Source organism: Hymenobacter terricola (genome assembly GCF_017921975.2).
Classification (GTDB): domain Bacteria; phylum Bacteroidota; class Bacteroidia; order Cytophagales; family Hymenobacteraceae; genus Hymenobacter; species Hymenobacter terricola.
The window spans coordinates 1-13,738 of sequence record NZ_JAGEMO020000053.1; the positions used below are offsets into that span (position 1 = coordinate 1).

A 13,738-nucleotide genomic window follows, 5' to 3' on the forward strand; every position below is an offset into this window, starting at 1 on the left:
AAAAAAAATCGGACGCAAGTGATTGAGCACAACGAAGAAGTCTACAAAAATCGTAACCAAATCGAACGCTGCTTCAACCGCCTCAAGCGGTTTCGGGGCCTCGCTTCACGCTACGAAAAGAACGCCAGCACCTTTCTGGCAATGGTCACCCTCGGAGCCATCCTGATGTGGCTTTAATTGTTTACACGTCCTAGCTTCCATCTTCCCCCTTTCTACCTTCCATTGCCCCACCCTTTCGTCTTTCCCCTTCCGTCTTCCCCCATCCCATCTTCCAATCTTTCCTGCATTTCAATGGCTACCCCCACCGCGCCGGCCCACATTGCGCTTCTCGACGACCACCCCCTGTTCCGGCAGGGCATGCGCTACATTTTGCAATCGCTGCCCTACGTGGCGGCCGTGTCGGAAGCTGCGGAGGTGCCCGAGCTGCTGATTATTTGCCGGGAACGCCTGCCCGACGTGGTGCTGCTCGACCTGCAAATGCCCGCCATGGACGGGCCCGAAGTGGCCCAGCTGCTCCTGAAAGAGTTTCCCGACCTGAAGATTATCGTGCTGTCCATGTTCTCGGCCGATAAATACATCACCCAGATGATGAAACTGGGCGCCCGCAGCTACCTGCCCAAGGACGCCACGCAGGAGCAGCTCATTCACGCCCTGGAAGAGGTGCTGACCACCGGCTACCACTTCACGCCCCGCATTTCGCGGGCCCTCATGCGCGGGGTGCAGCAGCCCACCCGCGTAAAAACCACCAAGCTGCCGGATGTGGTGCAGTTCACCCCGCGCGAAGAAGAGGTGCTGCGCCTCATCTGCGAAGGCCGGACGGCCGCCGAAATCGCGGCCCTGCTTTTCCTCAGCCCCCGCACCGTGGAAGGACACCGGCAAAAGCTGCTGGAAAAAACCAGCGCCTCCAACGTGGTGGGGCTGGTAATATTCGCCGCCAAGCACGGCATGCTCGACGCCTGACTCGACGCCCGAGCAGTCGTTGCACCCGCCAGTTGGCCGTCCTGCCGAGGGCCTCTCAGGCGGCTTTCCGCGCCCATGTTGCACAGCCGATGCACGTAGAACTACGTGGTTTGTAAGTCAGGTATTTCTACGTTAAAACAGCTTGCCTGACGGCCGTTAATTTGTAATGCGGGCCAACAAGCTGCTTTTTCGGGTGGCCCGCGCCGGCTCGGTCCTATAGCGGCCCTGCCTCACGATGCTGTGGCCTTACCCCGCGTTTATTCACCATTCTTCCCCCCTTTTTCATGGACCCTTTTGTAGGAGAAATCCGCGCGGTCGGTTTCAATTTTGCCCCGCGCGGCTGGGCCATCTGCGACGGCTCATTGCTGGCCATTCGCACCAATACGGCCTTGTTTTCGCTGATTGGCACCCATTACGGCGGCGATGGCAAAGTCACCTTCGGCTTGCCTGATTTGCGCGGCCGGGCCATCGTGAACACAGGCCCCGGCCCAGGCCTGACCGAATACCCGCTGGGCAGCGTAACGGGCACCGAAAACGTGACGCTGGACCTGAGCACGATTCCGCCACACGTGCACACGCTCAACAGCACGGTGCAGGTGCATAGCGGCGGGGCCAGCACCGGCAGCCCGGCCTCGAACTACCCGGCCGACACCAACGACAACCAGTACGGCGAGAACGGCGGGAGCGGCACCATGGCCGCCGGCGCGGTGAAAGGCACGGCAGCGCCTGTGGGCGGGAGCCAGCCCCACACCAACCTGATGCCTTACCTGGTGGTCAGCTACGTCATTGCCCTGCAGGGCATTTTCCCGCAGCGCCCCTAATTCCCAGCCTTTTCTGCTTACCTCTCATGGAAAATTTTCTCGGAGAAATCCGCATTTTTGCCGGCACTTTTGCCCCCTTGGACTGGGCCTTTTGCCAGGGCCAGCTGCTGCAAATCAGCGAAAATGACGCGCTGTTTACTCTCCTTGGCACCACGTATGGCGGCGATGGCCAAACCACGTTTGGCCTGCCCAACCTGGCCAGCCGGGTGGTGGTGGGCCAGGGCACGGGGCCGGGGCGTTCGCCTTATCCCATCGGGGCCACGGCCGGGGTAGAGGGGGTGAACCTCACGGCCAACCAAATGGCTCTGCACCAGCACCCGCTGTCGGGCACCGTGAGCGTCCTCACCGGCGGCACGGGCCAGGCCAGCCCCAACGGCGCCTACTTCGGTGACCAGGGCGGCAATGCCTACGACCCCACGCCTTCCGGCATCGCGCTGGCGCCCGGCTCCCTCACCGGCCAAACCGATGTGGCCGGCGGCGGCCTGCCGCACAGCAACATCCAGCCCGTGCTGGCCACCAACTACATCATCGCGCTAACCGGCATCTACCCTTCGCAGTCCTAAGCCGGCTGCTGCTGTTCCGTCCCGCACTTTCAAGCACTTGCACCCCACTACTTATGGAACCTTTTATCGGCGAAATTCGCCTAATGGGCTTCGCCTTCGCGCCCCGAGGCTGGGCCTACTGCCAAGGCCAGCTCCTGCCCATCAGCACCAATCAACCGCTGTTTTCGCTGCTTGGCACCACGTACGGCGGCGACGGCCGCACCACGTTTGCCCTGCCCGACCTGCGCGGCCGCGTGATACTCGGAGCGGGACAGGGCCCTGGCCTGAGCAGCTACGTGCCGGGCCAGGCCAGCGGCACCGAATCGGTCGCGCTGCAAGTTGGGCAGCTGCCGACACACTCCCACGGCTTCAGCGGCACCATCAAGACCGGTGACGGCGACGCGGACAGCACCTCAACCAACGGTAATTACCCGGCCACCGGCAGCAAAAACCAGTACGCCGCCGGCACCGCCAACAGCAGCCTGGGTGCCAGCGCGGTGACGGGAGCCAGCGGGACCGTCGGCACCAGCCAGCCCCACGAAAACCGCCAGCCGCTGCTGGCCATGAACTACGCCATTGCCCTGCAAGGCGTTTTCCCTTCGCGCAACTAGCTCCCGGCCCCGCCTTCACCCACCGGGTGGGGCGGGGCTTGTGCTTTCTGTCGGGCCGTTGTCACTTCCACGCACATGCAAGTAGCCGTCATCATCAGCAGCGTACTCGGCCTGCCGGTACTGCAGGCCCTGGCCGCCCAGGGAGCCGTGACGAGCGTGGCAGTGCCCGAATGCGGCCAGGAAGAATGCGACCAGCTGGCGCAGGCGGCCCTAGGCCTGGGCCTGCCCGTTAGGCGCCTGCGGCGGGCCGGGCTGGGGCCGGCGCTCACGGCCTGGCTGCAGCCGCTGGCCCCGGCGGCCGTGCTGGTGCTTACCTTTCCCTGGCGCATTCCGGCCGCGGTACTGGACCTGCCCACCCACGGCTTTCTGAACTTTCACTTCGCAGCCCTGCCCGGCTACCGGGGCCCCGAACCGCTGTTCTGGCAGATTCGCAACGGCGAAACTGCCGGGGCCGTGTCGGTGCACCGCATGACGGCCGACTTCGACACCGGCCCAATATTGCTGGCCGAGCCCGTGCCCATCGGGCCCGGCGATACCCACGGGCTGCACCGCGCCCACCTGGCCGGCCGGGCCGTGCCCGCGGCGCAGCGCCTGCTGGCCAGCCTGGCCGGCACCGCCCCGCCCCTGACGCCCACCTGCCAGGATGCGACGCTGGCCCGCTACTGGCCCCGCGCCACGCTGGCCGATGTGTGCGTGCACTGGCCGGAACCGGCCGCCGCCATCGAACGCCTGGTGCGGGCCGCCAACCCCTGGAACCGCGGCGCCCTCACCACCCTGCGCGGGCAGCCCCTGCGCCTGCTGGGCGTGACGCCCCACCCGGCCGCCGCCACCGGCCCCGTGCCGCCCGGCACGGTACTGCACGCCGACACGGCGGCCGGCGTGTGGGTGGCCTGCGGCGCGGGCGAGGCCCTGCGCCTCGATATGGTAGCCCTCGAAGAAGGATATTTCACCGGCGCGCAGTTGGTTGCGCTGGGCGTGGGCGCGGGCGAAATGCTCGGGACTACGCCCGTGCCGGGGTAGTGCGAATGGCTTGGCAACCGCCTTTTTTTTGCTGACAAATCCTGGTTTTATGAAAACTTCACTACTCCTGGGGGCGCTGCTCCTGCTGCATTTCGGCGCCCGCGCCCAAACGACCCTGGTGCAGGAAAGCTTCGAATCAATTAGCGGCAACAATGGCGAAGGCACCCGCTACACGTCCAATACCTTTGAAACGACGGCGACCCAGTACTTCAAACGGTCGGGTAACCCGGTAGTGTACCCGACCGGAAGCACTAATCAAACGTTTGGTAGTCCCATCAGCCGTAGCACTATCCTGAACGTGGACGGTGCCGGTGGGCAGTTCTGGGCGGCGGAAGGGGTGCGGGGCACCAGCGCCACGGCCCCCACCGCGGGCCTGGTGCCAGGCACCGTAACGCTCAACGGCCTCAACGTGAGCAGCTATACGGCCCTGAAAGTGCGCGTGGCCTTTGCCGATGCCCGCGGACCGGGCTGGGCGGCCTACCTGCCCGCTAGTACACAAGCCAGAACGACGGACCACCTGCGGGTGCAGTATTCGTTCGATAACAGCACTTTTACCACCATTGGCGAATTTTCGGGCACCAGCGCCACGGGCACCAGCGACTGGATGAAAGTTGGCGGCACGGCCACGGATAAGCTGACGACCACGCTTCAGGACTTTGAATTCCCCGTTAACAACGTGGGCACGACGCTGTACGTGCGCGTGGAGGCCGATTACAGCGGCTCCAACAAGGAAATTGCCTTTGACAACATTCGGGTGCTGGGCACGCTCAACACCGTGCCGCTGCCCACGCTGGCGGGCATTGAACCCACCGCCATTGCCTACGCCGAGGGCGCCCCCGCCACCCAGGTAACCAATACCCTGGTGGTGGCCAACCCCAACCCGCCTTCCGGCAACACGCTCACCGGCGCCACCGTGCGGATTCAGCCCGGCTACGTGGCCGGCCAGGACGTGCTGGCGTTCACCGCTGGCAACGGCATTACGGCGCTTTCCAACGCCGGAGGCGTGCTGACGCTGACGGGTACGGCCTCCGTGACCAACTACCAGGCAGCGCTGCGGTCGGTGACGTACCGCAATTCCGACGTTAACAACGCCACACCGGGCCTGCGCCGGCTCGTGTTCACGGCCATCGACGGGCCGCGCAGCAGCGCCACGCAGTCGCGCGATATCAACGTGACGGCCTCGCTCAATGCGCCGGCGCCGCTGCCGTATACCGAAGATTTTGAGGCGGACGCAGAAGGCACCCGGTACGGCTCCAACTCATTCAGCGCCAATTCCCAGGGCTTCATTCGGGTTACCCAGAATCCGCCCGTCCTCTACTCGACTACTACCTATAGCGGCGTGCAGGGCAGCGGCTACTGGTACGCCGAGGGCACGAAGGACAACATCACCCTGGGCACGCTGCTGCTGGCCCCCGTGAACGCCACCAACTACCACGACCTGACCTTCAAGCTGTTGCTGGCGCGGGGCGGTACCGGGGGCTGGACCATCGATGACTACGTGCGGGTGTCCTACAACCTCAACGACGGCGGGGGCTGGCACCTGTTTGGCGCGTTCTACGGCATCGCGGCCACCGGCGCCCTGCGCCAGGACGCCAACCTCGACGGCGTGGCCGACGCTGCCGGCCTGGCCCTCACGTCTACCATGCAGGACATCATCAACCTATCGCTGCCGCCCACTCTCACGGGCGGCAACATCAACTTCAAAGTAGAAGTGGCCAACAACGGAGGAGAAGAGCTGGCCTTCGACAACATTCGCATCACCGGCATCAGCAACCGCCCGCCGGTTATCGCGGCGCAAAGCTTTTCGCTGGCTGAAAATTCGGCCGCGGCCACCGTGGTGGGCACCGTAGCCGCCTCCGACCCCGACGCGGGCCAGACGCTAACCTATGCCATCACGGCCGGCAACACCGGCACCGCCTTCGCCATCAACGCCACCACCGGGCAGCTGACCGTGGCCACGCCCGCGGCGCTGGACTTCGAAACCACGCCGTCCTTCGCCCTCACGGTGCGCGTCACCGACAATGGCACGCCTGTGCTGAACACCTCCAACACCGTCACGGTGAACCTGACCAACGTGAACGAGGCCCCCAGCACGCCAATCGACGCCAACCCGGCGGCCAACACCGTGGCCGAAAACGCGGCCAACGGCACGCTGGTGGGCATCACCGCCTCGGCCACCGACCCCGAGGGCACGGTCCTCACCTACTCGCTGACTGACGACGCCGGCGGCCGGTTCGCCATCAAAGCCAACACAGGCGTGGTGACGGTGGCCAATGGCCTGCTGCTTAATTACGAGGCAAATACGTCCCATTCCATTACCGTGCGCGCCTCCGATGGCGCTTTGTTCAGCTTCCAGAGCTTCACCATTCAGGTAACCGATGTGCCCAACGCCGCCTACCTCAGCAGCACCACCGAGCAGATTACGCGCGGCGTGGCGGCGGGGGCTCTTAACCAGGCCATTTTGCGCATCCCGGTGGTGATGAACGGCAACACCGACGAGCCCTTGAGCGCCACGTCCTTTACGCTGACTACCACCGGCACCACCACGCCGGCCGATGTGGCCGTGGCCCGCATCTACTACACCGGCACGAGCGGTACGTTTGCGACCAGCACGCTCTTTGGCAGCCTCGCTGCACCGGGCACCGGGTCGCTCAGCATCGGCGGTACACAGGAGCTGCAACCCGGCACCAACTACTTCTGGCTGGCCTACGACGTGGCCCCGGCCGCCGCTACCGGCCACTTGCTCGATGGCACGCTGCCATCGCTGACGATTGGTGGCACCGCGCGCACGCCAACGGTTACATCCCCGGCCGGGGTGCGGCCCGTGGTGGCGCCGGGCAGGGTTGTGGGCACGGCCCTGCGCTTTAGCGGTGCGGCGACCGGCTACGTGGACTTTGGCACCGGCAACCCCAACCTGGTCCTCGGGCCGCAGTTTACGCAGGAGGTGTGGGTGAAGCCCAACGCTGCCAGCAGCAGCACGCTGAACGGCGTGCTGGGCTACGACCCGGGCAGCAGCAGCCAACGCTCGCCCTACATTTCTGTTTCGGACAATAACCGGGTAGAAGCCGGCTTCGGCACGGGCTCGTCTTTGGTTTCAATTACATCATCCAACAACACCTTGACTTCGGGCCAGTGGAACCAACTGGTTTCCACCTACAACGGCACCACACTCGCGCTCTACGTCAACGGCGACCTGATTCAGAGCCAGGCCGTGGGCACGCCCCCCGGCACCACGCCGGTGCGCTACGTGGGCACGCTGAGCAGCACGGCCCTCAGCTTTTTCAATGGCGACGTCGACGAAGTGGCGCAGTGGAACCGGGCGCTGAGCCAGAACGAAATCCGCCTGCGGCGGCACTTGTTGCTCAGCGGCAGCGAAGACAACCTGGCTTCCTACGTGCAGTTCAACGAAGCCAGCGGCAACGCCACCGACCCCATCAGCGGCGCAACGGGCCCGCTCACGGGCACCGGCGTGACCCGGGTGGCCAGCTCGGTGCCCGTGAGCACCGGCGTCAGCGCGCTGCAATCGGTGACGGGCAACGGCAGCGTGAGCTTCCCGGGCACGCGGGCGGCCATCAATTTCACGGGCGTTTCGGGCTCGTTCGATATCACGGTAGCCCGGCTCGACGGCCGCCCGCAGGGCACCCAGCCCACCGGAATGGTGAACTACTACAACGCGGCCTACTGGATTATCAATAAGTACGGCACCGGCTCATTCGGCAACGCAGCCGTCACTTACACGCTCAGCGCCACCGATATCAGCCCCGCCGATGCCAGCGCTGCCGCGGCCAAGCTGCGCCTGCTGAAGCGCGCCAGCAGCAGCGACGGCGCGTTCGACGTGCCCATCGCGGCCACGACGGCCAACGCTGCGGCCGGCACCGTGCAGTACAACCTTACCTCATTCAGCCAAACGGTGATTGGCACGCTGGGCACCTCGCCCCTGCCCGTAGAGCTTACGGACTTCACGGTCACCCTCCACGGCCCCGCCGTGGCCCTGGCCTGGCGCACGGCCTCCGAAAAGAACAGTGCCCGCTTCGAGGTGGAGCGCAGCACCAACGGTACTGCCTTCGACCGCATTGGCACGATGGCGGCAGCCGGCAGCACCTCCGCGCCCCGCACCTACGCCCTGACCGACGCCCAACTGCCGGGCGTGGCCCTGCTCTACTACCGCCTGCGCCAGGTGGACCTCGACGGCACCGCCAGCTACTCGCCCGTGCGAGCGGTGGCCCTGTCGGGCGTTGTTCCACTGGCACAGCTGCTGGCCTACCCCAACCCGGCTCATGACGCCGTACGGGTAGTTATTACCGGCGCGGAGGCCCCGGCCCCGCTACAGCTGTTTGATGCCGTGGGCCGCCTGGTCTGGTCACAATCGTTTCCAGCCAACGGCCCCGAAACCACATTGCCCCTCACGGGGCTGCCAACGGGCGTGTACCTGCTTCGCAGCGGATTACTCACCCAGCGCCTCATCCTGCAGTAGATACCAACGACGACCAAATTGCGAATTCGGGGCTTTGGCCGGTAGTGCAAGCATCCGGCCGGCTTCGGCACGTAAGAACCGCTTTGTACGAAGGTAATCTCATCGCCCTTTCGCGGGCGCACTCACGCACGCACGCATGTCTCATTATTGTGGAGGCAGAAAATGGCTAAATAGTGGCCATTGGGGGCCAGTACGAGCCGCTATTACCACCCTCGCGCTGGAAGCAGAAAGACGACAAAACGGAGCTGTAAGTCAGCAGCGATAGCAATTCCCGGCCTGCGCCTACCGCGAAACCCGGGGCCAATCCACCGCCAGAAATCATCGTGTTGCCCACGCCGTACTCGCAGTTGCTTGCGGGGCAGAAAGCAATTTTGGCCATTCCCGGCCATAAAAAGGGCCCTGAAAGCCGCACGAAAGGCGGTTATACTCATCGCGAAGTAGGGTGCGGGGCTGGCCCCGCACCCTGCTTCCTTTTCGCACGCCACTTCGTAACGAGTATAGCTTGGTTCCGTCCCGGTACGGAACCAAGGAACGAGGAAGCTGCCCACCGCCTTTTCGCGGCCGGCCCCTGCCGCCTCATCAATTGATGCTCTCAGGCCTCCGCACGCCAAGCTCAACAGGAGAAATGCGCCTCTTATCGCAGCAAAAAAGCGCGAAACTGCAACGGAAGGCAGTTCCTGAAAAAAAAAATTATATGATAAAAATGAATAAAATATTCGTCCGGCTATAGGTCTTGCGGTTTTTTTATGATTTTTTCAATAATCATTTAAAGTTAGTCGATATAAAATCAAAAATAATATTGCTCAATGAACAATTAGATAGTTCCTTTACATCATCCCCGTTCTGAGCCGCTTTCCATCCCACTCTGGAATTTATGAAATAACTACCTTACTCTCTGCATTGTATGGAACGCTACGAACACTACACCGATACTTCGCAGTTTATTCTGCCGGCGCTGGACACAGCCTTTATTTTTGCGGCCTTTCGTTTAGCGGACCATGCCGAGACCGGCATGGCGGGCCTGGCGGGATACGCGCCATTTTTCTTCGTCATTTTCGCCCTGCTCTGGGGCATCCTCTCGCGCCAATACGCCAACATTTACCGGCCGGACCGGCTGATTACTTATGCGGAGAAGCTGCGCCTGCTGCTGCGCACTTTTGCGCTGCACGCCGGCCTGATGCTGCTGGGAGCCCTGGTGCTGCACGTGCAGATGCCCCTGGTTTACGTGGCAACGGTATACGGCTTTGCGATGGTGGGCGTGGTGGTGGGACGGTTCGCGTTGGCGTTTGGGTATCGCACGTATCGGCAGTTTGTGGCCGAGCCGCCCAGCCGCTTTGTGATAGTGGGCACGGGGGCCAGTGGCCAGCGCCTCTACCATTTCCTGACCAGCCGCGAACCGGGCGGCAGCGAGTTCGACGGCTTTTTTGTGGAAGACAACGAGGTGGTGCCCGATGGCCTGCGCTCGCTGGTGCGGGGCACGGTGGCCGAGCTGAAGGCCTATTGCCGCAGCACCCAGATTGACGAGCTGTACTTCGCCCTGCCCTTCGACCGGCACGCGCTGATTGAGGACCTGTCGAGCTTCGCGACGGAAAACTTTCTCTCCTTCCGCATTGTGCCGGATTATTCGGGCACGGTGGGCCGCGACGTCAGCGTGTACTTTTTCGACCGCCAGCCCATTCTCACGGTCCGGAACGAGCCGCTGGGCATTCACACCAATCAGGTGCTGAAGCGCATGTTCGACATTTCGTTTTCGACCCTTGTCGTGGGCGGGGTGTTCCCCATCGTCATGCCGCTGCTGGCCCTGCTCATCAAGCTTGATTCGCCGGGCCCCGTGTTCTTCAAGCAGATGCGGCCCGGCCGGCGCAACCAGCTGTTTCCCTGCTACAAGCTGCGCACCATGCGCAACGACCACAACCAGACCGAGCTGCAGGCCACCAAATCGGACCCCCGGGTGACGCGGGTGGGTAAATACCTCCGCAAATACAACCTCGACGAGCTGCCCCAGTTCTTCAACGTGCTGCTCGGGCACATGTCGGTGGTGGGGCCGCGGCCCAACATGGTGTCGCAGCTGGAAGAATACTCCAAGCACATCCGCAGCTACTCCATGCGCCACGCCGTGGTGCCGGGCATCACGGGCTATGCCCAGGTGAACGGCTGCCGGGGCGAAACCCGCGCCCCCCAGGCCATGGAAAAGCGCGTGGAGTACGACCTGAAATACCTGGAAAGCTGGTCTTTCAGCCTTGACCTGCAGATTATCGGTCAAACCGTTCGCAACATGGTGCGCGGCGAAAAAAACGCCTACTAGCCCTCTAAAAGCTGACATCCCCATGCCCGCTTTGCTTGCGAAACGCCCGGTTCTGAACGCACTGGTTTCGACCGGGAGCCCAACCGATTTTGTGGAAACCATCCTGCGGCTGGGCGCGGCCCGCGCCTCGGCCTACGTGTGCTGCGCCAACGTGCACATGCTGGTGGAAGCCCACCGGGACCCGGCCTTCCGGCGGGTGCTGGCAGGCGCGGCCGTGGTCACGCCCGATGGCAGCCCGGTGGCGGCGGCCGTGGGCTGGTTCCACGGCAAGCCGCAGGCGCGGGTGGCCGGCATGGACCTGGTGCCCGCGCTGCTGGAAGCTGCCGCCGCCCGCGGCCAGTCGGTGTATTTCTACGGCACCACCGAAACGGTCTTGGCGGCGATAGTGGCACGGGCCCAACGCGAATTACCCACGTTGCGCATCGTGGGCACCACGGCCCCGCCGTTTCGGCCCCTGACGCCGGCCGAGGAAGCCGCCGACGTAGCCGCCATCAATGCCGCCGACCCCGACCTGCTGTTTGTGGCCCTGGGCTGCCCCCGACAGGAACAGTGGATGGCGGCCCACCAGGGCCGCATTCGGGCGTGCATGTTGGGCGTAGGCCAGGCTTTTCCGGTATACGCCGGCCTGGAGCCGCGCCTGCCCGCCTGGGCCCGGCAGCTGTGGCTGGAATGGGCCTACCGCCTGTGGCAGGAACCCCGGCGGCTGGCCCGACGCTACCTCGTCACCAACACCTGGTTTCTGTGCCTGCTGGCGCGGGCCGTGCTCACCGGAAACCGTGGCCCGGCAGGCCGGGCGGTGGCACAAGCCGGCTAGCCAGGCCCGTATTACTTACTTGACTTTTTAACCCTTACCCAATAATTTCTCACATGAAGGCAGTGATTTTAGCGGGCGGCTACGGCACCCGCATCAGCGAAGAAAGCGGCATCCGGCCCAAGCCGATGGTGGAAATCGGGGGCAAGCCCATTCTGTGGCACATCATGAAAATATACGCCCACCACGGCATCACGGACTTCGTGATTTGCTGCGGCTACAAGGGCCACATGATTAAGCAATACTTCGCCGACTACTTCCTGCTGAATTCGGACGTGACCTTCCAGATGGACCGCCACGAGATGCGCATTCACCGCAACCACGCCGAGCCCTGGACGGTGACGCTGGTGGACACAGGCCTCGATTCGTTGTCGGGCGGCCGCATCCGGCGCGTGCGGGAATACCTGGACGAGAGCACCTTCTGCCTGACTTATGGCGACGGCGTGAGCGACATCGACATTCAGGCCAGCATCCATTACCACCACCAACAGGGCGCCAAGGCCACGCTCACGGCCGTGCGCCAGCCGGGCCGCTTCGGGGTGTTCAACCTCGGCGAGGGCGACAGCCACGTCAACAACTTCACTGAAAAACCCGAGGGCGGCGAAACGCCCTGGATTAACGGCGGCTTTTTTGTGCTGGAGCCGGCAGTGTTCGACTACATCGACGGCGACGACACGGCTTGGGAAAAAGCCCCCCTGGAGCGCCTGGCCAACGATGGCCAGCTGACGGCCTACCGCCACGAAGGTTTCTGGCAGCCCATGGACACGCTGCGCGACCGCAACATGCTGGAAGAGTTGTGGACGGCCAACAAGGCCCCCTGGAAAGTGTGGGCCCCCGAGCCCACCTGGCAGCCGGCCCCCGTGCGGCAGCCCACCGAAACCCCCGAGGACAATGCACGGGCCCTGCCCACCCGCCTGCGCCCCGCCCAGCTCACCACAGTGGCCTAGCCAGCGGCTTACGCAGCGCCGAAAAAACTGCTCTTGCTCAGGCGATTACCTGGGTATTGGATTTGCTTTTTTCTGATTGTTCGCGTATTTTTCAGTCGCTCCCCCCTTGCGTATCGATTCAACTTTACCTGATTTACATGACTTCTTACCGCATCCTCCTCACCGGAAACATGGGCTACGTGGGCCCGGGCGTGGTGCAGCACCTGCGCCACACCTTCCCCAATGCCGAGCTGATTGGCTACGACCTGGGCTTTTTTGCCCAATGCCTGACGGGCGTGGAGCGCCTGCCCGAATCGCGGCTTGACCGCCAAATCTTCGGCGACGTGCGCGAGGTGCCCGACGCGCTGCTGGCCGGCGTGGATGCCATCGTGCATCTGGCCGCCATCTCGAACGACCCGATGGGCAATGCTTACGAGGCCGTGACCATGGAAATCAACCACCAAGCCGGCATCCGGCTGGCCCGGCAGGCCAAGGCCGCCGGCGTGCGGTCCTTCGTGTTTGCCAGCTCGTGCAGCATTTACGGCATGGGCGGCAACGACGCCAAAACCGAAACTTCGGGCGTGAACCCGCTCACGGCCTATGCCCGCTCCAAAGTAGCCAGCGAGCGCGACCTGGCCCCACTGGCCGACGACGACTTCACGGTGACCTGCCTGCGCTTTGCCACGGCCTGCGGCTGGAGCGACCGGCTGCGGCTCGATTTGGTGCTCAACGACTTCGTGGCCAGCGGCGTGGCTACCGGCGAAATCAGCATTCTGAGCGATGGCACGCCCTGGCGGCCCCTCATTCATGTGCGCGACATGGCGCTGGCCATTGAGTGGGCGCTGGGCCGTGAGGCCGCCAACGGCGGCACGTTCCTGGCCGTGAACACGGGCTCGGATGAGTGGAACTACCGCGTGAAGGAGCTGGCCGAAGCCGTGGCCGCCGACCTGCCCGGCACCAAGGTGTTCGTGAACCCCGCCGCCGCGCCCGACCTGCGCTCCTACCGCGTCGATTTCAGCTTGTACCGGCAGCTGGCCCCCAACCACCAGCCCCGGCACACCCTCACCGCCACCATTGCCGAGCTGCACGACAAGCTGCTGGCCATGGGCTTCCAGGACCCGCTGTTCCGCACTTCGCGCCTGATGCGGCTGCGCGTGCTCACCGCCCTGCGCGAGCAAGGCGAGCTGACCGAGCAGCTGGCCTGGACCGATGCGCCCGCCGCACCCCCCGCCCCTACTCCCCGGCAGAAGGAAACCGCCGTAGCCTAG

11 protein-coding genes are annotated in these 13,738 nt (G+C 64.1%); all 11 read left to right on the top strand.

The features are described from left to right. Positions 1–18: 18 nt before the first annotated feature. The 11 genes from J4G38_RS29240 to J4G38_RS21420 all read left to right on the top strand — a co-directional run bounded on the left by J4G38_RS29240 (position 19) and on the right by J4G38_RS21420 (position 13,738). Positions 19–177: a transposase gene (locus J4G38_RS29240; protein ID WP_226163232.1), complete on the top strand. Its 159-nt coding sequence runs from the start codon at positions 19–21 to the stop codon at positions 175–177. Positions 178–291: 114 nt separating this feature from the next. Further along, positions 292–960 (top strand): response regulator transcription factor, encoded by a 669-nt coding sequence (locus J4G38_RS21375; RefSeq protein ID WP_210520947.1) that lies wholly within the window; start codon positions 292–294, stop codon positions 958–960. A 284-nt stretch (positions 961–1,244) separates the two neighbouring features. Next, on the top strand, positions 1,245–1,781 hold the full coding sequence (locus J4G38_RS21380) for a phage tail protein (protein ID WP_210520948.1): 537 nt from the start codon (positions 1,245–1,247) through the stop codon (positions 1,779–1,781). A 26-nt stretch (positions 1,782–1,807) separates the two neighbouring features. After that, complete coding sequence (locus J4G38_RS21385) at positions 1,808–2,344, top strand: phage tail protein (protein ID WP_210520949.1); 537 nt, start codon at positions 1,808–1,810, stop codon at positions 2,342–2,344. 53 nt (positions 2,345–2,397) lie between these two features. Beyond that, positions 2,398–2,934, top strand: a complete 537-nt coding sequence (locus J4G38_RS21390) for a phage tail protein (protein WP_210520950.1) — start codon at positions 2,398–2,400, stop codon at positions 2,932–2,934. Positions 2,935–3,009: 75 nt separating this feature from the next. After that, positions 3,010–3,954: a methionyl-tRNA formyltransferase gene (locus tag J4G38_RS21395; protein ID WP_210520951.1), complete on the top strand. Its 945-nt coding sequence runs from the start codon at positions 3,010–3,012 to the stop codon at positions 3,952–3,954. A gap of 49 nt (positions 3,955–4,003) precedes the next feature. After that, positions 4,004–8,428 carry a cadherin domain-containing protein gene (locus J4G38_RS21400; RefSeq protein ID WP_210520952.1) on the top strand — a complete coding sequence of 1,475 codons (4,425 nt, stop codon included), beginning with the start codon at positions 4,004–4,006 and terminating at the stop codon, positions 8,426–8,428. A gap of 904 nt (positions 8,429–9,332) precedes the next feature. After that, positions 9,333–10,733: an exopolysaccharide biosynthesis polyprenyl glycosylphosphotransferase gene (locus tag J4G38_RS21405; protein ID WP_210520953.1), complete on the top strand. Its 1,401-nt coding sequence runs from the start codon at positions 9,333–9,335 to the stop codon at positions 10,731–10,733. A gap of 22 nt (positions 10,734–10,755) precedes the next feature. After that, entirely contained in the window at positions 10,756–11,547 is a 792-nt protein-coding gene (locus tag J4G38_RS21410) for a WecB/TagA/CpsF family glycosyltransferase (protein WP_226163637.1), read from the top strand. Between the two features lie 53 nt (positions 11,548–11,600). Further along, on the top strand, positions 11,601–12,491 hold the full coding sequence (rfbF, locus tag J4G38_RS21415; protein WP_210520954.1) for a glucose-1-phosphate cytidylyltransferase: 891 nt from the start codon (positions 11,601–11,603) through the stop codon (positions 12,489–12,491). A gap of 137 nt (positions 12,492–12,628) precedes the next feature. Then, the gene (locus tag J4G38_RS21420) at positions 12,629–13,738 is read left to right on the top strand and encodes an NAD-dependent epimerase/dehydratase family protein (protein WP_210520955.1); all 1,110 of its coding nucleotides are present in this window, start codon (positions 12,629–12,631) and stop codon (positions 13,736–13,738) included.